Below are 19,766 nucleotides of genomic sequence, written 5' to 3'. Positions count from 1 at the left end.
GGAAGTTCCGCGCTGACTCAGCGGACATGCTCCACCGCGGCTGGATAGCACCCCGCCTGCCGCGCGCGCTCGCGCACCAGCGTCAGCACCAGCTCACACGCGGGCATCGGCTTCCCCACGAGCTGGCCGAGCTCCACCACCGCCCCCAGCAGCGCGTCGATCTCCATCGGCCGGCCTCGCTCCAGGTCCTGCAGCATCGACGTCTTGTGTGCCCCCACCTCCGCCGCTCCCTGAATTCTCTTGTCCACGTCGATGGGAAACCGCACCCCGAGCGCCTCGGCGACCGCCTGGGCCTCGACCATCATGGTGCGCGCCACCGTCCGCAGGTCTCCCCGGGTCGCCAGCGTGTCCAACGTCGCGCCCGTCAGCGCCGAGAGCGGATTGAAGGCCAGGTTGCCCCAGAGCTTCACCCACAGCTCGTCACGGATGCGCGGCCGCACCGGCGCCTTCAGGCCCGCTCGAATCAACAGCTTCGACAGCGCCTCGACTCGGGCACTCTTGCTTCCATCGGGCTCGCCCAGCGTGACGCGGTCCCCATACGTGTGCTCGATGACGCCAGGCTCCACCACCTCGGCCGCTGGATAGAGCACCGCGCCAATCGCCCGCGAGGGGTGCAGCGTCTCCCAGAGCTTTCCCCCAGGGTCCACGCTCTCCACCGGCCTGTCCCGATAGGGCCCCTCGAGTCCGTGGAAGTACCAGTACGGCACGCCGTTGATGCCCGTGACGATCGCCGTCTGGGGCCCCAGCAGCGGAACCATCTGTGCCGCCGCCGACGGCAGCGAGTGCGCCTTCAGCGTGATGAGCACGTAGTCCTGGGGTCCCGCTTCCGCCGGGTCATCGGTGCACAACGGCCGGACGGTGACACTCTCGCCACCGCTGCGCAGGGTGACGCCCTTCTCCCGCATCGCCGCCAGGTGCGTCCCCCGCGCGATGAAGGTGACGTCCGCGCCCGCCTGCACCAGCCGGACGCCAATGAACCCACCCATCGCTCCCGCTCCGAAGATGGCGATCTTCACGGCGTGAGCCCCAATCGCTTGGCGAGGCCAATGCGCTGCAGCTTGCCCGTCGCTCCCTTGGGAATCTCCGGGAGGAAGACGATCTTCCTCGGCACCTTGAAGTCGGCCAGCCGCGCGGAGGCGAAGTCCTGGAGCTCCCGCTCACCCACGCTCGCCCCCTCGCGCAGCACCACGGCGGCGGCCACCTCCTCGCCCAGCTTCGGGTGCGGCATGCCGAACGTCACCACCTGCTGCACCGCCGGGTGGTCCATCAACACCGTGTCCACCTCGAGCGGGCTGATCTTCTCGCCTCCCCGGTTGATGATCTCCTTGAGCCGCCCGGTGAGCCGCAGGTAACCCGCCTCGTCGAGCACCCCCTGGTCTCCCGTGCGGAACCAGCCCCGCGTGAAGGCCTTCGCGTTGGCCTCGGGGTTGTTCTCGTAACCGGCCGTGACGTTGCGCCCCCGGATGACCACCTCCCCGAGTGCCCCCGGCGGCAGCAGGGTTCCGGCCTCGTCCATGATGGCGACCTCGGGCCCCGCGGCGATGCCCACCGAGCCCGCGTGGCGCGGCCGCGGCGGCAGCGGATTCGACGCCATCTGGTGCGAGGCCTCCGTCATGCCGTAGCTCTCGATGACCGGCACGCCGAACACCCGCTCCAGTTCCTCCATCACCTGCGGCGGCAGCGACGCGGAGGACGAGCGGATGAGGCGCAACCGCCCGGCCTGGATGCTCCCGGTGTTGCGGCTCGCTCGGCCGAGGATCGCCTGGTGCATGGTGGGCACCGCCGTGTACCAGCTCGGCCGCACCTCCTCGAACCAGCCGAAGAACTTGAGCGCGTTGAAGCCCGGCGTGCACACCACCCCGCCGCCCGCCGCCAGGCTCGCCAGCACCGCCGCGATGAGGCCGTGGATGTGGAACAGCGGCATGATGTTGAGGCAGACATCCTCGCGCCCCAGCTCCAGCGTCTGGCCGATGTGGTCCGCGGAGGCCGTGACGTTGGCGTGGCTCAGGGGGACGATCTTCGGCCGTGCCGTCGTCCCCGAGGTGTGGAGCACGAGCGCCACATCCTCCGCCTTGGCGAACCCCGCCCGCGCCGGAGTGCCGGAGAGCGGCCGCTCCGGCTTCAAGGTGAAGCGGCCCGCGGGCCCGTTCGCGTCGGGGACCAGCTCGATGATGGGAATGCCTCGCGCGGCGGCCACGGCGCGGGCCGGGCTCTCCATGCCCTCGAGCAGGACGAGCGCCCGGGCCTTCAAGTCGGTGAGATAGAAGTCGAACTCCTCCGCCCGGTAGGACGGGTTGAGCGGCGCGGTGGTGGTGCCGCAGGCGAAGGTGACGAAGGCCGCCGCCATCTCCGGCCCGTTGGGCAACACCAGCGCCACCCGGTCCTCGCGCCCCAGGCCCATGCCGTTCAACACCGTGACGGTGTGCCGGGCGAGCTCCCTCAGGCCTCCCTGCGTCAACCCGGGCCGCCCCGGCGCTCCGATGGCGAGGTCCCCCTCGCGACCGTGCCCGATGAGATCCACCACCGTGTCCGCGCGCTCCATCCGACGCACCTCCGCTCCAGCTGGAGGTTCCCGGATATGCCCTCCGATGCCCTCACGCAACAGTCGACGCGCCCGTTCCGTCATCGAGCCAGCGCCCGGAGGCACCCGTGCGGGCAGCGCGGGCGGTGGACTCCCGAGGCTCGAGCCGCGGCCCTGGAGCGGGCGCCGGGACGTCCACCACCTCCTCCTGGACGGACTGCGTCTTGTGCCAGCAGCGCAGGTTCTCCACCCATTCCTCGTCCTTGATGGCGTCGAGCACGATCCGGAGCCGGGGAATCTTCCCGCTGGCCGACGAGCCGGACAGGAGTTGGAGGAACGCCTCCTGCTCCTTCGTGGGGAGCAGCGGGTCCGGCCGGCCATCGGTCTGCCCGCCGATGTTGGCATGCAGGTGGAGGATGGCCTGGTCCACCCAGTCCAACAGCCGCGGTGCCGGGACGCGCGTCTGGAGCATCAGCTCGACCACGTGCGCACTCGAGGGGTGAGAGGAGGAGGACCGTGCCGTCGGGACGGCGAATCCTCAGACGGCGATTGGTCTGGTTCGACACCAGCCAGCCCCTGGAGCCCGAGAAGCCAAGAAGGAGGTGAGGCGCTCGTGGCGTGACACTGGAGTACCAGGCCGGGCCCTGGCAGCACGCCTGCTCTTGGGACGACGGCACTGCTACAGTGAGGTCCCCGCACACCTATGGGACACCCCGGTATTGAAAATGAAACACCGTTCGTCTTCGAATTCATGGGCCTCGCGGACGAAGAGGGGCGGCCGCTGCTCCTGCTGTTGGTGAAGGCCACCTATTCCATCGGAGACGCGAAGCTGGCGCTCGCCTCCGAGCAGGCGCCGGTGAAGTGGAGCGGAGAGCCCTGGGGCAAGCCGGGAGAGTCCAGCGACAAGTACGAACCCGAGTGTGCCTTCATCAAGCTGGCCACGGACGTGGTGCTCATCGGCACCGCGTACGCGCCCAGGGAAAGCGCCGAGACGTTGGTGGCGATGCAGGTGGGCCCTCTGAAGAAAAGCGTCCGGGTGGTGGGCGAGCGCACGTGGTTCCGGAGCATGGGCCGCGTGGCCATGACGAAGCCATTGCCCTTCGAGCGCATGCCCCTCATCTGGGAGCGGGCTTTTGGGGGTTGGGACCGGAGCGATCCGGACCCGAGGAAGCACTCCTTCGAGCCGCACAACCCCGTGGGCACGGGCTTCCGGGTGAGCCCACGCCACTTCGAGGAAGGGCTGCGACTGCCCAACCTGGAGGACCCGGAGCATCCGCTGCGGGAGTTCGGCCAGAAGGTGCCACCGACGGGTTTCGGCTTCACCTCGCCCCACTGGCAGCCGCGTGCGGCGTACGCGGGCACCTACGACGAGGCCTGGGACAAGACACGCAAGCCGCTGCTCCCCAAGGACTTCGATCGACGCTTCTTCAACGCCGCGCCCCCGGGTCTCGTCGCCTCCGGATACTTGAAAGGAAACGAGCCCGTCATCCTCACCCACGTCTCGCCAAGGGGCCCACTCACCTTCCGGCTCCCCGGGCAACAAGCCCCCTCCGTCACCGTGGAGCGCGCGAGCGCCGAGGACGTGACGCCCGACATGCACCTGGACACCGTCATCCTCGATACGGACACCCACCAGGTGCTGCTGCTGTGGCGAGGACACGTGCTGCTGGACGAGGGGCTCCACGACGTGCGCGGAATCCGTATCACGGCGGAGGGCGTGTCCCGTCCGAAGGCGCGCTGACCGGCCCGGGCTCCACGAGGCTCCGGCTCGCGCCATGGGCCCTGGCGCGATAGACTGAAGCCTCACGCAAGGGAGAGAGCCATGCCCGTCAATGTCGGCGTCAACAAGATGTCCGTGGTGACCAAGGACAGCGGCGGCGTCACCTCGGCCTTCCCAGACGTGTGCAAGACGCCCAGCCCGGGAGGGCCCGTGCCCATCCCCTACCCCAACGTCGCGCAGTCCTCGGACACGGCCAAGGGTACGAAGAATGTGTCGGTGAAGGGCAATCCGGTGTGCGTGAAGGACTCGAACTTCAGCACCAGCACGGGAGACGAGGCGGGGACCGCGGGCGGCGGTGTGGCCTCCAGCAAGACGAAGGGCAAGGCCGAGTTCGTCAACTTCTCCTTCGACGTGAAGTTCGAGGGCAAGAACGTGGCACGCGCCATGGACCTGATGCTGCACAACGACAAGAACACGCCGCCCTTCCCGCTCATCCAGGGGCCCGTCGTCGCCTCGGAAGGTGATGAGGAGGACCCCGAGTGCCTCGTCTGCGAGGAGAAGCTGTAGCGGCGCCTCGGAATCAGCCCTGGGTGGCGATGGCCTCGCCAATGGCGGCGACCCAGTCGCCCTGGTAGCGCTCCGTCATCGGCACCTGGGCCAGAGGTGGGCAGTACCGGTAGCGCACATGGGGGATGTCGAGCCCGCGTTTCCGGGCCAGCCGGAGCAGGGCCAGCCCCTCGAACCACAAATAACGATGCGCGGCGAAGTGGTCCTCGCGCGTGGTGAAGCTGCGTGCCCGCGCCTCGGTACGGGCCTCGTGCACCGCCAGGGCGTCCGTGAAGGCGTCCGCGAAGGCGGACGAATCCGCCTCCACCAGTGCCTGCGCGAGCGCGAGCCAGCAGTTCTCGCGAGCGGCGCGGGCCAGGTTGTCGAGCTGCGGGCTGGGATCCACACCGCGCTGCGCATGCAGCACCAGCGCCCCCAACGTGGAGGCCCAGGCGAACTCCACCGCGTATTCCTCCTCCTTCTGCCATTGCACGGGCAGACGCCCGGCGACCTCCGCCGCGAGGCTCCAATGACCCGCCGCGATCACCCCCGACAGCGGGATGAGACCCCAGGAAGCAGGCGGCGGTCGCAGGTTCCGCCGATCGAGGTGAACGAGGAGGCGGCGCCAGTTCTCCGCCGCTCGACAGAGGTTGAGGAAGAACGGTTGGGAGCGGCCCTCCAGCAGGAGCGTGGCGGCGGCGATGTTGACGAAGCAGCGGCACAGTTCGCGCACGTGCTCCACCAGGGAATCGCGCTCTCCCTCCGGGCCGATGTGCGCGATGAGGACCGGCGCCGCCGCCCCTGCGTTCTCACGGAGTCGTGCGAAATCGATTTCCATACTCACTCCGGTACGGATTCCTACTGGTCCGCCGGTAACAACAAGGTCCGCGTTCAGGTGCCCTTGCCATTCCAGCCATTGGCCGGGAAGAAACTGCAACCCGTGAGGTCAGACCCCGCCAGGGCCGCGTGAACGCTCTCGTCGATCATGGTGTTCACGCGCAGATGCATGGGGCGGAAGACCTTCGGCCCCCCTGCCTCCAGATTGTCCTTGAGTACCAGCTTCCTCACTCGATCGATTTCCCTCTTGAGGATAGCACCCATCCGAACATCCGAACGTTCGAGGTCAATGACCTCCCGCCAGTTGAGCACATTCATGATGAAGTGCTCGCGAGATATCACCTCACGCTGATGATCCACCAGCGTGACAGGCAGGAACTCCACATCGTCCGGCGCCAGCTCGAGAACGATGCGCCGGACTCGCTCCGAGACAATGCGGATATCCAGGATGCTGGTGACGAAATCGTAGACCTTTCGCCTATCCGGGAAGCTGGGCGAGAAACCCATGACCGCATCGGTGGGAAACTCGGGCGAAAGACGATGGGACTCCAAGTAACGCCAGCCTTCCGGGCCATTTCTCGGGTAGGCATCGAGCACGGCCCCGTCGTTGCTGTCACCCAATATCCACAAGCTCACGCATCCCTCCTCTCGGCGCTACCAGAGCGCCGGCCAGATGTACTCCCTACCCCCTTGAGTCTTCCAGCGACACCAGGGCCCATCATAACGATGCCCCTCCGCTGCGCCGCGAACGGCTGCTCGTGACTCATCGAGGAGATCCACCCACAAATCGGCCTCCAAGCGCTTCAGGGCCTCGAACACCTCGGCGACGATGGCCTCGTGCCCCATGTTCTTGCCACGAAGGGTATCAATGTCAGAGTCAATACGCTTCAGCCTCCGCATGACCTGCTTCGTGTAGTTGTTGTGGTTGTTGGGGTGCTGAAGCAGCGCGTGCACGGGAACGGCCCAGGCTTCGCTCGGCAGGATGATCAGATTGTGGCCATGGTCGATGTCGTAGGGCGTCTGCAGCAGGACTTTGAAGTTGTCCGGATTGTCGAAAATGGGCACACCGTTGGAGTCCTCCGTATAGAAGGCCTCGCCCGGAATGAGGTGATGGGCCTGCCAACGGTAGGGCTGCTGCTGACCGCTGAATTCAGGGTTGAAGTTGGACGGTTGGGAAAGGCCCGCTTGGGTCGAGACCTCCGCGCGAAAGGCTACGGGCCCCAGGTGCGGGAAGTCGTTGTATTCGGAGGCATGGTTGGCGCGGATGTATTTTGCGGCGCTGCGGGCGTAGTAAGTGCCCTTGCCGAGGATGGCTCGGTATTCATCCAGGGAGCTGGCATGCGGGCCCGCGGGCTCTTGTGCACCGTTGTCCTTCGCCTTACGCCGCTCCTTGGTGTCCTTCACCTGCTGCTTGCGCGCGGCATTGCGCTTCATCTCGCCCGAACTGGCAGGCGTGGAGCCGAAGTCGCGAATGTTGGGCCGTCCATCGGCAACGGCTTGCCCGTATAGCTCGTAAGACCCATTCATGAGGGTCTTGAACGGCACCGATCTGTTGCCCGTCATGTTCGACCTCCTCGTCCTGGGATGTCCCCCACCACCAGCGAGAACGCAGCACGTTCTCCCGAGTCTGCTTGCGAGACGACGACGATCCGGCGAGCCAGGGCATAGCCACGCAGGAAGGCACGGACCGAGAGACACGCCCCCACCGCACCTCCAGCGGCCCCCACATCCCCGAAGCCTGTCGCCGGAACCCAAACCGGTTCTTCCCCATGCAAGGCACCACTCGCCTTCAAATGCACCAACGCGTTGCCCCACTCCCAGGCCCGTCGTTCCTCCCCGTTGAGATCGGACACGAGGAGAACCTTGCTGTCCCCAGCGAAAGAAGCCCTGAGCACGGCCTGAACACATGAGGAGAGCACCCTGCCATCCGGGCGGCGGCCGGTCCCCAGGGAGTTGGGCTCATGCGCGATATGGACGGAGGTGAATTCGATAGCTGGAGTCGCCTCGGACTTGCGGACTGACCGGCGGGAGCGGAGCACCAGCAGGGCACCCGCTTCACCGGGGAGGAGCCCGACCGGATTGTCCGCTGTCTTGAGCCGACGATCTCCCAACAAATACCGGAGGTGCTCCGGGTCCACCAGCGAGTCGAGCCCGCCCACGATGCACGTCTCCAGGGAACGGCGCTCCATCTCACGACGCGCGGCCTCAAGAGCGAGCGCGAAGCCAGCGGAGCCTCCCGTGAAGAAGCACCACCGGTCCTCGGGCCAGCACACGCCGAGCCCGTCCAGTGCCCGCCCCAGCACCTGGCGTCCCAACCGCTCCGCGGCAGCCGCAGCCTCTTGGGGTCCCATGCCATTGGAGAAGTCGGGCAAGGCAAGGAAGACTCCGGCCTCCTGTCCGATCGTCTGCAATGGAACGTACGTTGCCAGATCTTCAAGGGCATCCATGGCAATGGAGACGAGCCGACCAACACCCGAGAAACCGAAGGTCGATCCCGGCAACTCGTAGACGGTAACAGGCTGGGGCTCGCTGTCGCCCGGAGCGAAGGTGGCGACATCCGCCGAGGGCTTCGGCCGGACGATGCCCGCTCGAAACGCAGCAGCGGCAGTTGCCACAGGACCGAGACTCGAACTCATCCCCATGGCTTCCACTCTCATGCTTCGCTCCCACCGGCTTCGAACAGCCTCAAGGGTTCGCAGGGTAATCTACGACTCTGGCACCAGGCGAGGCGTTCGTGACGGTCAGTAGCGTGCCTGGATGCCCAGCGATGGGAGTGTCACGGGAGGCAGCGCGAAGGGCTTGCGCACCAGCCGGCCCTTCTCCGTCCCGTAGCTGTAGCGGAACGTCTCCCGCGTCAGCGAGAGGTTGAAGACGTCCAGCCACGCCTCCACGGAAAGAGGCCCCCACGTGCCAGTCTTCGACACGCGGCCGTCCACCCGGAAGTAGCCGGGCAGGCGCGTCACCCCGTCCCGGTCCACCGGCACCCAGCGCGCCGTGCCCCGCACCGGGTCCACCCCCTCGCGCTGCGTGTACGAGAAGAGCAGGCCCCCCGCCTCGGGCGCTCCGGTGTTGTAGTGCAGCGTGGTGCCCACCGTGAGGCCCCAGGGCAGCTTCACGGTGACGGCCGCGTTGAGCACGTGCTGTTGCTCGAGCGCCGAGGCCAGGGGCAACACCTCCGTCCCCACCACCTGCCCCGCCTCGTCCCGCCGCTCCACGCGCGTGTTCAACGTGCGCCGCTGGAAGGTGTACGAGGCGAGCAGCGACCAGCGCTCCGACAACGGCCGCCGGGCCAGCAGCTCCACGCCGTAGCCGTGGCCCTCCGCCGTGCGCTCCCGCCCTCGCGCCACCGGGTCGTCCGCGAGCATGTCGAAGGACAGCACGTCCAGCTCCACCGTGCGCAGCAGCGGGTGCACGAACACGTCCGCGCCGAAGGTGAAGCCCGCGGGTCCTCGCACGTCCGCGCCCGCCTCCACCTGGAGCGCCCGCTGCAATCCCAACCGCAGCGCCGCCGTCTGCACACCCGGCACGTCGAGCAGGTGGTTCGGCGCCTGGTGCAGCAGGCCCGCCCCCAGCCGCAGCCCCACCGTCTCCGAGAGCGCCGCCCGCGCGTGCAGCCGGGGCTCGGCCACCACCTGGTTCAGCGCGGGGGCCAACAGGTAGCCGTCCACGCGCAGGCCCGGGGTGAGCCGCCACGGGCCCTGGGTCCACGTGGCCTGTGCGTACGCTCCCGCGAGCGTGGCACGCGCGAGGGACTGTGGGCCTCCCGTGGTGACGGTGGGCCGGTGGGGGTCATCGGCCTCGCCCGGGCGGAAGGTGGTGGACTGCGTCACGCCGGCGCTCCGGCGCTCCACGTCCGCGCCCGCCTCCACCGCGAGCCCCGGCGACAGCGCGGCCCGCCACGCCATGCGCGCCCCGAGCGTCTGCTCGGAGAGGCCCACGGTGACACGAGAGACGGAGCCTCCGCCGGTCGCGCCCAGCGTGTCCTGGCCCCAGGTGATGGCGGCCTCGGCCTCGCCCGCGCCCAGCGGGTGCGTGAAGCGGAGATCCACGCGGTGGAAGGCCGTGCCCAACCGCACCACCTCCCCCGGGCCGCTCAGGCCCGCGTCATCCGACGCACCGAGGGCGAACAGGCGCAGGGAGCCCTCGCCCACGGCCTGGGTGACGCGCGCCTGGTAGTCGAAGAGCCCGAGCACCAGGTCCGGGCCCGGCGTGCCGCGCGTGCCGTTGATGACCGCCGCGGCGAGCCACGGCGTATAGCCGAAGCGGCCGGCGAGGGTGAGCTCCGTACCCGTGGCGGCGATGGGCACCTGGGTGAGCACCCCCACGTTGAACAGATCGAGAGAGCCCATCGCGTGCACGGTGCCGGTGCTCGGCGGGAGGAGCCGCGCGTTCACGGTGCCACCGAGCTCCCGGCCGAATCGCGCGGGAGCGGGTCCCCGGTGGAAGTCGAGCCCGGAGACGAGCGCGGGGTGCACCGTGGAAGGGCCGACCCACAGGTGGTGGAGCTGGGGCACGCGCACGCCGTCCAGGTAGAAGCCCGTGGACGAGGGAGCCGCGCCACGCACCACGGGCAGGCTCGCCCCGGAGACGACGTGGCTCACCCCGGGCATCACCATGAGCGCGCGGAACGGCTCGCCCCACGTGCCCGCGAGCTCCTTCAGCTCGGTGGATTCGAAGGTGAGCGGGGCCGCGCTCTCCGTGGGCGGCTCTCCTGCTCGGGAAGCGGAGCCCACGAGGAGCACGAGCAGGACACAGTGCAACGGACGCATCTCGGGTTCAGATCTCCCTCTCCCCTCGGGAGAGGGTGGGGGTGAGGGTATCGGGTTATATCCGGGAACCCCTCGCATCCTGAACCCGGGATCCGGATACCCTCACCCCGTCCCTCTCCCGGAGGGAGAGGGGATGTGTCCGCGTTCCGTGTCCGCGTTCGCGGTGTTCTGTCCGCGGAGCCGCTGCTGCTTCGTCAGCGCCGCTACTTCTTCTTCGGGGCGGGCCTGGTGCCGGAGGCCGGCTTCACCGCGGGCGCGGGTGCCGAAGCCGGGGCCTTCTTCACCGAGGCGGCCACCACGGCGGACGGGGCCTGCTCGGCGGGGGCGAGGACGATCTCGATGCGCCGGTTCAGGCTCCGTCCCTCCGCCGTCTGGTTGGAGGCGATGGGCTGGTACTCGCCATAGCCCAGCGCGGAGAGCATCGTGGGCGGCACGCCCTGCTCCTGCAGCAGCTTCACGACGACGAGCGCGCGCGTGGTGGACAGCTCCCAGTTCGAGTCGAACTCCGTCTTCGCGTCCGACGGCACCGGCACGTTGTCCGTGTGGCCCTCGACCCGGATGAGCTTCCCCTCCACGTCCTTGAGCGCCTGCGCCACCTTCGCCAGCGCCTCCTGGCCCTCCTTGTTGAGCTTCGTGCTGCCCGAGGAGAAGAGGATCTTGTCCTTCATCTTCACCACCATCCGGCCCTTCAGCTCGGACAGCTCGATCTTCCCGGTCTTGATCTCCTCCTTGAGGCTCCTGGCCAGGTTCTCGTACTCGCTGGACTTCTTCTCGAGTGCCTCCTTGGCCGCCTCGAGCTTCTCGGTGTTCCGAGACAGCTCCTTGTTGAGGTCCGAGAGCTCGTCCACGCGCTTGCGCAGCGCGCGGCGCTCCGCGTCACTGTTGGCGAGCGAGGACTCCAGCTCCGCGTTCTCCTTCTGGGCCTTCTCGGCCGCGGCCTTGGTCTCTCCGAGCTTCTGCTCCAGGGCCTTCATCTGCTCCTGTTGCTCGTCGTACTGCTGCTTGAGGTTGAGCGCCTCCTGGGACTTCGAGTCGAACGCCTTCTGGGAGACGCAACCGACCAACGGAACCAGCAGGACGAGACACCAATGCATGCGCATTCGAGGCTCCTTGGGTTGAAGGAGCGCTCTTATACCTCCGAGCCCACTCGCGCGAGAGGGCGCGTGTTCCCCACCTGCGGAGTCGAACGTGGGGAAACACGACGGTGACACGCGAAAACTTCCGCCCCAGCAGGCCCGTATCCACCGGGAGTGAGCGCGTCTTCCACCAGCACGTCGCCGCGTGCTGGGTGGAGGGTCACGTGGGGCGGTGGGGCCGGCGGGACGCTAGTAGGGCGTCTCGCTCTGCAGCAGCGTGCCGGAGGAGAAGGCCTCGGCCGTTCCGCACTGCGCCTTCTTCGGAGCGTCCGGGCACGACACGGGCGCATGGGCCCGGTTGTTGTCCGTGAAGCAGAGCGCCCCGTCGGTGCCCCACTCCGCCTCCAGGCCCCACGTCTCCGTGTCCTGCTGCACGCCCACCGCGTCGTAGACGTTCACCCACTGCCCGTTCACGGTGTGCGAGGTGCCGTCACCGCAGTAGTCCGCGCGGATGAGGCGCGTGCACGCCTGGTGGTGCGCCGCCAGGCTCACGCCTCCGACGCTCGCCCACGGCTTGTACCCGAAGCGGATGCACTTCGCGATCGCCGCGCCCTCGCACGCGAAGGTGAAGACGCGCGCATCGTCATACTTCCTGCCGCCCACGCCCGGCAGCCCCTGCCGGTAGTCCCAATACCCGTCCACGGCGATGGCCGCCGCCGGCTGTCCGCTCGCGTCGAGGCAGATGGGGCGCCACTGTCCGTCCAGCGGAGAGCGGAACGACACCAGGTACCGCCACACGTCCGCGTTCGCGCCCTCGCCCTGCGCCGCCGAGTCCACGCGCAGCTCCACCTGGCTCTCATCCCCCAGGTTGCCCAGGAAGCGCGCCTGCACGAAGTCCTGTCCGAAGAGGTGCCGCCCGTCGTACCAGCCATGGAAGGTGGAGCCCTCCAGCCACACCTCCTCGAGGCTCGCCTGCTGCAACGTGGGCCCCTGGCCCGGCCAGGACGTCTGCTGCCCGTTCTCGAACCACGCGCCCGCGAACTCCACCGACACCAGCATCCCCGAGAGCGCCTGGCCGTTGAGATCCGAGCCGTTGAGATCACTCCCGTTCAGGTCCGAGCCGTTCAGGTCCGAGCCGTTGAGGTTGGCGCCATTGAGGTTCGCGCCATTGCGTGCGCTCAGCGACGCATCGGTCTCTCCCAGGGGAGCATCCGGCCGCACCGGCGCCTCGCCTCCACACGCCACCACGCCCACGGCCGCCAACACGACCTGGCACCACCTGCTTGCTCGCATGGCCCCACCCCTCTGTGACTCCGTCCCCGAGACGGGCGGACGGTGTGCAGTGGTCATCCACACGGCAAGCCACACATGTCGTCTCCAGGCACTTGCAACGTCCAGGAGACGTCACTCGCGGCAGGCACCCGGCGGTGCTACTTCCGAGGGGAAGCCGCCCCGGAGGGCAGGTCGGCGCACAGGCGGAAGCCCACGGTGATGTTGCGCAGGGTGCGCTCGGGCATCTCGCGGTTGGCCAGGCGCGCCGAGGCGGGGGCGAAGTAATAGGAGCCGCCGCGAGCCACCACGCCCCCGGACTCCAGCGACGAGCGCGTCCACTCCCATGCGTTGCCGGCCAGGTCGTCCACGCCGAAGGGGCTGCGGGAGGCCGGGTGCGCGCCCACCTCGTCGGGGCCGAAGCCCCCGGGCTCCTTGCCGTAGGTGAAGTCCACGTTGGCGTCGTCCGGGGCGAGCGAGTCGCCGTGGGGGAACTCGCGGCCGTCCTCGCCTCGAGCGGCGCGCTCCCACTCCAGCTCCGTGCACAGCCGGGCGCCCGGCACCCGGCCCGTCTTGTCCAACCACGCCGCGTAGGCCTCCGCGTCCTCGAAGGAGATGCCGGTGACGGGGAAGCGCGTCCAGTCCTGCTCCACCCGCCGGTCCCGCTTCGCGTAGCGCAGCCGCTCGCCCAGCCGCACGGTGTAGGGCACGCCGCCGGGCTGGAAGCGCAACGTCCACACACCGCGCTCCCGCGCCAGCCGCAGCATGCCGTGGTAGGTGGTGCTCGTGCGCGGCTGACGGCGCGTGCGCTCGGCCGCGGGCAGCGACTCCAGGAAGGAGAGCCACTCCGTGTACGTCGTCTCCTGGCGGGCGATGAGGAAGCCCGCCGTCTCCTTGGCGTGCAGGGGCACGGCGTTGAAGAAGCCGCGCACGCTCGCATCCGCCGCGCTGCCGAAGAGCACGCGTCCCGGGGGAACGTAGACGAAGCCCGAGGGCAGCTCTCCCTGGCGCAACAGCGGTGGAGCCAGGTGCCGGCGCTCCCCTCGCGCCAGGCGCAGCGGGACGAGCGCGGGCTCGTGACCCGGGGCACGCACCGTCAGCCGCCAGTCTCCCGGAGGTACCGCCACGTCCACCCAGGGCAAAGGCGGCATGGGCACCGGCTCGCCGATGTGCTCCCGGCCCTCCACGTCGCGCGTCGCGGGCCGCAGTTCCAGCACCGCACCGGGGACGGAGAGCTCCAGGGTGACGAGCGCGGGAGACGTCCAGCGCCGCCAGCGCTCGCCCGTCGTGTCATACAGCCGCAGCCGCTGCAGCAGCGCCGTCAGCTCACTCGTCTCCAGCGCCTGCTCGGCGTGGAAGGCGCGCTCGAGGAGGAAGTCGGCCAGGGCGGCGCGGACGTCCTCGCGCATGGGGTCCAACACCAGCGCGTGCTCCAGATGGTCCCCCGCCTCGTCCAGGCGCCGGTGCAGCACGGCCTCCGCGAGCGTGGTGCGCGCCCAGGCCGTGTCGCCCTGCTCCTTGCGGCCGGCGTCGTAGTGGCCCAGCGCCTCCTCGCGCGCGGCGGAGAAGGCGGTGCGCTCGCGCCGCACCTCGCTCATGGCGGCGGCGGCCTCGGCCAGCCAGCCGCGCACGGCGCTGTCGCGCACCGCGGCCTCGTGCATCCGCAGGCCCGCGTAGACGAGCACCAGCGACAGGACGAAGCCCACGGCGAGCGCCTGGCGCATGCGGCGGCTGCGCACCACCGTGCGGCGCGAGGCCTCCAGGAAGGCCAGCTCGCGGCGGGTGAGCTGCTCCCGGTCCAGCGGCGCGGCCTCGGCCAGCTGCCGGGAGCTCCACAGCATGTCCCGCACATGGCCCACGCGCTCCCAGTGGGCGGAGTCCGCCTCCAGCCGGGCCTGCACCTCGCGCAGCTCGGCGGCCTCGGCCAGCCAGCGCGCCAGGGTGCCCCACCCCGTCAGCAGCGCCTCGTGGGCCACTTCATACGAGGTGCCACCGTCCACCTCCCGCGCCACCAGCAGGCGCGCGCGCACCAGCGCCTCCAGCACCGCGCGGTGGTGCGGGTCATCGCCCACCAGCTCCCGGTCCGTCTTGCGCGCCCGGGTGCCCTCCGCGGTGATGAGGCGCAGCAGCACGCCCCGCGCGGCCGTACGTTGATCCGGCAGCAGGCGCGCCACGGCCGCGTCCGCGTGCATGGCCAGCGCGCCCGCCACGCCGCCCAGCCCGTCCAGCGCGGCCTGGGTGATGAGGCCCGCCCCCTCGTCGCGCGCCTCCCACAGCTCGGCGAGCGCGAACTGCAGCAGCGGCAGCCCGCCCCCGGCGGCCGAGGCCACCAGCGCATCCACCAGGGCCTCGGACTCGAAGCGCACGTCCGTCACCCGCGCCGGGCCCACCACCGCCTCGCGAATCTCCTCCGGGCCGAGCGCCCGCAGCAGGTACAGGGCCCCGGGCACCATCGCGCCCAGGCCCGGCACCGCCGTGAGCCGGGTGAGGAAGTCACTGCGGCAGGTGGCCAGCAGACGCACGCCGGACACGCCCTCGGCCAGTCCCCCGAGCGCGAGCCCCGCCTGCGCGGCCTCGGCGTCTCCCGCCAGCGTCACCAGCTCCTCCAGCTGGTCCACGTAGAGGGCGAGCCCCTGCTCCGCGCCGAGCCAGGCCCGCAGCCGGCGCGCCAGGCCCGTGGGGTCCGAGCGCAGGGAGGCCACCAGCCCCTCCTCGTCGGCACCCAGCACGGGAGCCAACGCGGCGGCGAGCGCGGCCGCGGGACGCCGTCCCGGAATCAGCCGCACCCCGCGCCAGCGCCGCCCGTCCTCCAACGCCCCATCGGTCACCCGGGGCAGCACGCCCGCGAGACACAGCGAGGACTTGCCCACGCCCGAGTCCCCGGCGACGAGCACGAAAGGCTCGGCCCGGAGCCGGTTCATCACCTCGCGCTGCTCCCGCCGTCGGCCGAAGAAGAGGGCGCGGTGCTCGGCCTCGAAGGCCTGGAGGCCGCGGTAGGGATTGCCCTCGGGCACGGCGCCCGCCCACTCGTCACGGGACAGCAGTTCCAGCGCATCCAGCAGCGGCACGGCGGAGGCGAAGCGCTCCTCGGGGGCCCGGCGCAGGCACCGGTCCACCACGGCCGCGAAGTCCGTGTCCACGCCCGGTACGGCTTCGGCCAGCGGCCGCGCGTCCTGCGTGCGCACCGCGTGGGAGAGCTCCTTGAGGGGCACGTGCCGGAAGGGGCCGCGGCCGGCGCACAGCTCGTAGAGCACCAGCCCCAGCGAGTACACGTCACTGCGCGCGGTGAGCTCCTCCCCGGCCCAGGCCTCCGGGGACATGTAATAGGGCGTGCCCACCAGCGTGCCCGCGGGCAGCGACGGCAGGTCCACCCCGTCGAGCGAGCCCGCCACGCTGTCGGCGTCCAGTTCCGGCAGGACCGGAGGGGCAGCCGGGAGCACGTCGGGCGGCGTGTCCTCGTCGCGGGGAGCATCCGCGTCCAGCAGCTTGGCCAGTCCGAAGTCCAGCAGCTTCACCTCGCCCGTCTCGGTGAGCAGGGCGTTGGCGGGTTTGATGTCGCGGTGCAGCACGCCGCGCCGGTGGGCGGCCCCCAGGCCCCGCGCCAGGTCCCTGCCGAGCGCCAGCACGCGCTCCCACGGCATGGGCCGGGGCAACCGGTCCAGCGAGGTGCCACGGATGAACTCGGAGATGAGGTACGGGTGGTTCTCCAGCTGCCCCACCCGGTAGAGGGTGACGACGTGGGGGTGCTGGACACGCGCCGCGGCCCGGGCCTCCACGAGGAAACGGGCGAGCGCGCCAGCCCCCAGCGCGCGCACGAACTTCACCGCCACCGGCCGGTCGAGCAGCGTGTCATGCGCGAGGTACACGCGTCCCGTCGCGCCATGACCGATGAGGCGCACCAGGCGGTACTCGTCGAACGCCTCGGGCGGAGTCCACCCGTCGACGTTGGACCGGATTGCAGGCGGAGGGCCCACGGGCGCGTTCGTCCCCGTTCTTCGCTAGGGCCTGCTCTTCGACTTGCTGGGCTTGAGCATCCGGCGGATGCGGTCCTCCAGGTCCTGCGGGAGGCAGGGCTTGGCGACGAACTCGTCCGCCCCGGCCTGCCGGGCCTGTTCCGCGTTGCCCGCCAGCACGTGGCCGCTGAGCGCCATCACCGGAATGTCCCGGGTGCGGTGGTCCTGCTTCAACCGGCGCGTGGCCTCCCAGCCATCCATCACCGGCAGCGACAGGTCCATCAGGATGATGTCCGGAAGGACACCCTGCGCCTTCTCCACCGCCTCGACGCCGTTGCGGGCCACTTCTACCTGAAAGCCGACAAATTCCAGGTACTCCGCATACATCTCCCGGGCGTCGTCGAAATCGTCGACCACCAGCACGCGCCGGCGCTCGACGGTATTGGCCGCTTCGGTCGGCTCGCCGCCGTCATGCATCCTGTTTTCGAGGGTTTGCGTGAGCGGTAGGGTCATGGCGCGAGGCCCTTCGTACAAGGTGGGAACGCCGCACCATGCTATGTACGGCCTCGCGGATGCGCTCGTGACGGCCAGCCTCCAAGCGCATCCGGGCCACAAATCCTGTCGTGGCCCGGACACTTCACTCACAGCGATGGTGACTTGGCGTATCCAGGCCGCGCAGTGCCGCCTGGACGCCTGCCCTCCACCGCTCGCGGCGGACGACAGCCCGCTACAGCTTGCTCAGCGGCGCCTCGAGACTGGTGCTCGAGGACACGGGCGAGCCCCAGGCACTCTCGTAATACGCGGACAGGTCCGCCGACTGGAACTTCGTGAAATCCGCCTTCACCTTGACGGTGTTGGTGGTGAGGTTGATGGCCGCGCCGCTGTAGGTGAAGACGAAGCGGGTGGTGGCGTCGTTGAAGTTCGTGGAGTCGATGGGGTACTTCGTCGGCGACTCGGCGGTGAAGCAGGGGTTGGTGGAGGGCGGAGCAGCCGGCGTCGCCTTGAAGGACGGCGGGCTGGCCTCGCCCGTGGTGACGAGGGTGTCGAGCAGCACGGACGTGGGCAGCACGGCCTGGCTGAAGCTGATGATGATGCACTCGCCCGGATCCAGGGTGCCCACGGTACCGGTGGCGCCATCCTTGTAGACGGCGGTGGCGAGCTGCAGCGGCCGGGGCGTCCGGGGGTCTCCGCTGATGAAGTAGCCCTTCCAGGTGCGCACGGTGCCGTCGTACGCCGAGGTGGCGCGCAGGATGATGTTGTACTCCACGCCCTGGACGATGGAGGCGGGGGGCATGAGCGTGTAGACGTCCCCGGCGGCGCTCGCCGTGACGATGACGTCGTACTTCTCGCGGCCGTACTCGTCGGTCACGAGCGCCAGCAGCGACTCGCGCGCCACGGGCTGGCTGAAGCCCAGGTAGATGGGCTCGCCGGGCCGGACCAGGTTGCGCAGGGGCTTCTTCTGCAGCTCCATGGCGGGCTTGTTGACATCCGCATCCGCCAGCTTCACGTAGTTGAGGCTGGGGACGTTGGTGGCCACGAGCTGGAAGCCCGGGGTGCCCGTGCCGCCGGCGTCGTTGCGCGGGGCCGGCAGCCGCAGCATCTGCGAGCCGCCGCTCACCATCAGCGTCGAGGCGTCGATCTTCTGCGAATAGCCCCCGGCGTCGAAGATGCCGTCACTGTTGTAGTCCACCGGATCCACCCAGACGCGGTAGCCACCCGCGGCCGCCCCCACGCCGCCAATGCGCGCGAGCTCCGCAGGAGAGGGGACGTTGGCGAAGGTGACGACGCCCATGGCGTCCGCCTCGGCGGCGACCACCACGGAGCCGAGGGCCGAGACCGTGCCGCCGTTGAAGGCGATGGTGCCGGCGGGGACGGCCTCGACGTACGCCTTGGCGCCGCGGGCGGGGTAGCCCGAGGGCGTGACGAGCGAGAAGCTCACGCTGCTCTTCGTCTCGGCGAGGGCCACGGCGCCGATGTTGGCGTTGCCGTTGTTGATGGGGATGTTGCCGGCGTGGGAGGGCACCAGGGCGCTGGCGCGCAGCGTGGCGTGGCCCTCCTTGCCGAGGGTCACCAGCACCTCGGAGCCGGCCGGCACCTGGGTGAGGAGGAAGTTGCCCGAGGCGTCCGTCACCGTCTCGAAGGGCTTCTCCGCCGTGGCGCTGCCGATGGTGAGCTTCACCTTGGCGTCCGCGAGCGGCTCCATCCGGGTGTTGAGCACCTGGCCGGAGACCGTCCCCTGGGGGGTGGCCGGGACCACCACCGACACGGAGTCCGGCTCGCGGACCCCGTCGGCGATGCCATCCCCATCCTTGTCCTCCGGCGTGCATCCGACGACCAGGAGCGGCAGCACGATTGCCCAATGCTTCTTCATCTTCCCACCTTGAATGCTTGGAGTTTCAGCCGGGTTTCAGCCCGCGAGGGGCGGCGGCATGACAGTCTCCGACCGGGCTGCCTGCGTCAAGAAGGGCACGGTTGGACGTCCAGCACGGACGCACCGGGTAGGGTGCAACGGGGGCGGACATTTCCGCGAGGGCCGGGTGGTAGCGTGGGGGCCATGAGCGACGTGGATGTGAATGCGCCCTGTCTGGGCTGCGCCATCGTGGGAGGAAGCACCCGGCCCGTGGGAGGAGTGCTCGCCCGCTCGGCGGGGCTGGTGCTGCATGGCGTGGCCTCGCCGAGTCCCCTGCCCGGCTGGGTGGTGCTCACCAGCGTGCGGCACGCGCGCGCGCTGTACGACCTGGACGACGAGGCGGCACGGGAGCTGGGCCCCTTCGCCGCGCGGGTGATGCGGGCGCAGCGCGAGGTGCTGGGCGCGGAGCACGCCTACGCCTTCGCCATGGGTGACGTGTTGCGCCATTTCCACCTGCACCTGGTGCCGCGCTACCGGGACACGCCCCAGCGGCTGTGGGGACGGGGAGCGTTCGAGGGGACGCCGGGAGACATGCGCCCGGAAGCGGAGCTGGAGGCGGCGGCGCGGGCCCTGGCGGCGGCGCTGGGGGGCTGAGCTGTCCGCTCGCCAGCCCTCCTGGAGGCGCTCGGGTGGACCTGGGGCGCTGACGTGGAAGAATGGCGGCC

Annotated in this window: 16 protein-coding genes; 3 read left to right on the top strand and 13 right to left on the bottom strand. The window is 69.9% G+C overall.

Annotated elements, in window-relative coordinates; all coding sequences use genetic code 11:
- Positions 1-17: 17 nt before the first annotated feature.
- From AC16DP_RS47275 to AC16DP_RS47265, 3 genes are read right to left on the bottom strand one after another with little or no spacing between them, the layout of a single operon-like run.
- Entirely contained in the window at positions 18-1,016 is a 999-nt protein-coding gene (locus AC16DP_RS47275; protein WP_329725469.1) for a 2-dehydropantoate 2-reductase, read from the bottom strand.
- Positions 1,013-2,542, bottom strand: coding sequence for an acyl--CoA ligase (locus AC16DP_RS47270; protein ID WP_329725468.1), 1,530 nt, complete (start codon positions 2,540-2,542; stop codon positions 1,013-1,015). The genes AC16DP_RS47275 and AC16DP_RS47270 overlap by 4 nt, the downstream gene beginning before the upstream one ends.
- A 52-nt stretch (positions 2,543-2,594) precedes the next feature.
- Positions 2,595-3,005, bottom strand: a complete 411-nt coding sequence (locus AC16DP_RS47265; protein WP_329725467.1) for a hypothetical protein — start codon at positions 3,003-3,005, stop codon at positions 2,595-2,597.
- A gap of 267 nt (positions 3,006-3,272) precedes the next feature.
- Between AC16DP_RS47265 and AC16DP_RS47260 the strand changes: the two genes are divergently transcribed.
- Together AC16DP_RS47260 and AC16DP_RS47255 are read left to right on the top strand one after the other, a co-directional pair.
- The gene (locus AC16DP_RS47260; RefSeq protein ID WP_329725466.1) at positions 3,273-4,262 is read left to right on the top strand and encodes a DUF2169 family type VI secretion system accessory protein; all 990 of its coding nucleotides are present in this window, start codon (positions 3,273-3,275) and stop codon (positions 4,260-4,262) included.
- An 81-nt stretch (positions 4,263-4,343) separates the two neighbouring features.
- Positions 4,344-4,808 (top strand): DUF4150 domain-containing protein, encoded by a 465-nt coding sequence (locus AC16DP_RS47255; protein WP_329725465.1) that lies wholly within the window; start codon positions 4,344-4,346, stop codon positions 4,806-4,808.
- Between the two features lie 13 nt (positions 4,809-4,821).
- Here AC16DP_RS47255 and AC16DP_RS47250 read toward each other — a convergent pair whose 3' ends face one another.
- The 10 genes from AC16DP_RS47250 to AC16DP_RS47205 all read right to left on the bottom strand — a co-directional run bounded on the left by AC16DP_RS47250 (position 4,822) and on the right by AC16DP_RS47205 (position 19,062).
- Positions 4,822-5,625, bottom strand: coding sequence for a hypothetical protein (locus AC16DP_RS47250; RefSeq protein ID WP_329725464.1), 804 nt, complete (start codon positions 5,623-5,625; stop codon positions 4,822-4,824).
- 53 nt (positions 5,626-5,678) lie between these two features.
- The gene (locus AC16DP_RS47245) at positions 5,679-6,260 is read right to left on the bottom strand and encodes an imm11 family protein (protein ID WP_329725463.1); all 582 of its coding nucleotides are present in this window, start codon (positions 6,258-6,260) and stop codon (positions 5,679-5,681) included.
- An 18-nt stretch (positions 6,261-6,278) separates the two neighbouring features.
- On the bottom strand, positions 6,279-7,187 hold the full coding sequence (locus AC16DP_RS47240; RefSeq protein WP_329725462.1) for an AHH domain-containing protein: 909 nt from the start codon (positions 7,185-7,187) through the stop codon (positions 6,279-6,281).
- The gene (locus AC16DP_RS47235) at positions 7,184-8,281 is read right to left on the bottom strand and encodes a hypothetical protein (protein WP_329725461.1); all 1,098 of its coding nucleotides are present in this window, start codon (positions 8,279-8,281) and stop codon (positions 7,184-7,186) included. Before AC16DP_RS47235 ends, AC16DP_RS47240 begins: the two co-directional genes overlap by 4 nt.
- An 84-nt stretch (positions 8,282-8,365) precedes the next feature.
- A complete protein-coding gene (locus tag AC16DP_RS47230) occupies positions 8,366-10,393 on the bottom strand; it encodes a TonB-dependent receptor (RefSeq protein WP_329725460.1) in 2,028 nt (675 codons plus the stop codon).
- A gap of 203 nt (positions 10,394-10,596) precedes the next feature.
- Positions 10,597-11,493: an OmpA family protein gene (locus tag AC16DP_RS47225; protein ID WP_414640662.1), complete on the bottom strand. Its 897-nt coding sequence runs from the start codon at positions 11,491-11,493 to the stop codon at positions 10,597-10,599.
- A 225-nt stretch (positions 11,494-11,718) separates the two neighbouring features.
- The gene (locus tag AC16DP_RS47220; protein WP_329725459.1) at positions 11,719-12,762 is read right to left on the bottom strand and encodes an ADYC domain-containing protein; all 1,044 of its coding nucleotides are present in this window, start codon (positions 12,760-12,762) and stop codon (positions 11,719-11,721) included.
- Between the two features lie 137 nt (positions 12,763-12,899).
- Positions 12,900-16,712, bottom strand: coding sequence for a bifunctional serine/threonine-protein kinase/formylglycine-generating enzyme family protein (locus AC16DP_RS47215; protein WP_329725458.1), 3,813 nt, complete (start codon positions 16,710-16,712; stop codon positions 12,900-12,902).
- Positions 16,713-16,736: 24 nt separating this feature from the next.
- Entirely contained in the window at positions 16,737-17,168 is a 432-nt protein-coding gene (locus AC16DP_RS47210) for a response regulator (protein WP_329725483.1), read from the bottom strand.
- Between the two features lie 250 nt (positions 17,169-17,418).
- Positions 17,419-19,062, bottom strand: a complete 1,644-nt coding sequence (locus AC16DP_RS47205) for a carboxypeptidase-like regulatory domain-containing protein (RefSeq protein WP_329725457.1) — start codon at positions 19,060-19,062, stop codon at positions 17,419-17,421.
- 183 nt (positions 19,063-19,245) lie between these two features.
- Between AC16DP_RS47205 and AC16DP_RS47200 the strand changes: the two genes are divergently transcribed.
- Complete coding sequence (locus tag AC16DP_RS47200) at positions 19,246-19,695, top strand: HIT family protein (protein ID WP_329725456.1); 450 nt, start codon at positions 19,246-19,248, stop codon at positions 19,693-19,695.
- Positions 19,696-19,766: the final 71 nt, after the last annotated feature.

Source organism: Archangium sp. (genome assembly GCF_057119385.1).
This window is presented reverse-complemented; position numbering and strand designations above follow the sequence as displayed.

Excerpts from the sequence above, each read along its gene's own strand:
- AC16DP_RS47270 (WP_329725468.1), bottom strand. The coding sequence starts at position 2,542 with ATGGAGCGCGCGGACACGGTGGTGGATCTCATCGGGCACGGTCGCGAG.
- AC16DP_RS47260 (WP_329725466.1), top strand. The coding sequence starts at position 3,273 with ATGGGCCTCGCGGACGAAGAGGGGCGGCCGCTGCTCCTGCTGTTGGTG.
- AC16DP_RS47255 (WP_329725465.1), top strand. The coding sequence starts at position 4,344 with ATGCCCGTCAATGTCGGCGTCAACAAGATGTCCGTGGTGACCAAGGAC.
- AC16DP_RS47250 (WP_329725464.1), bottom strand. The coding sequence starts at position 5,625 with ATGGAAATCGATTTCGCACGACTCCGTGAGAACGCAGGGGCGGCGGCG.
- AC16DP_RS47240 (WP_329725462.1), bottom strand. The coding sequence starts at position 7,187 with ATGACGGGCAACAGATCGGTGCCGTTCAAGACCCTCATGAATGGGTCT.
- AC16DP_RS47235 (WP_329725461.1), bottom strand. The coding sequence starts at position 8,281 with ATGAGAGTGGAAGCCATGGGGATGAGTTCGAGTCTCGGTCCTGTGGCA.
- AC16DP_RS47230 (WP_329725460.1), bottom strand. The coding sequence starts at position 10,393 with ATGCGTCCGTTGCACTGTGTCCTGCTCGTGCTCCTCGTGGGCTCCGCT.
- AC16DP_RS47225 (WP_414640662.1), bottom strand. The coding sequence starts at position 11,493 with ATGCGCATGCATTGGTGTCTCGTCCTGCTGGTTCCGTTGGTCGGTTGC.
- AC16DP_RS47220 (WP_329725459.1), bottom strand. The coding sequence starts at position 12,762 with ATGCGAGCAAGCAGGTGGTGCCAGGTCGTGTTGGCGGCCGTGGGCGTG.
- AC16DP_RS47210 (WP_329725483.1), bottom strand. The coding sequence starts at position 17,168 with ATGCATGACGGCGGCGAGCCGACCGAAGCGGCCAATACCGTCGAGCGC.
- AC16DP_RS47205 (WP_329725457.1), bottom strand. The coding sequence starts at position 19,062 with ATGAAGAAGCATTGGGCAATCGTGCTGCCGCTCCTGGTCGTCGGATGC.
- AC16DP_RS47200 (WP_329725456.1), top strand. The coding sequence starts at position 19,246 with ATGAGCGACGTGGATGTGAATGCGCCCTGTCTGGGCTGCGCCATCGTG.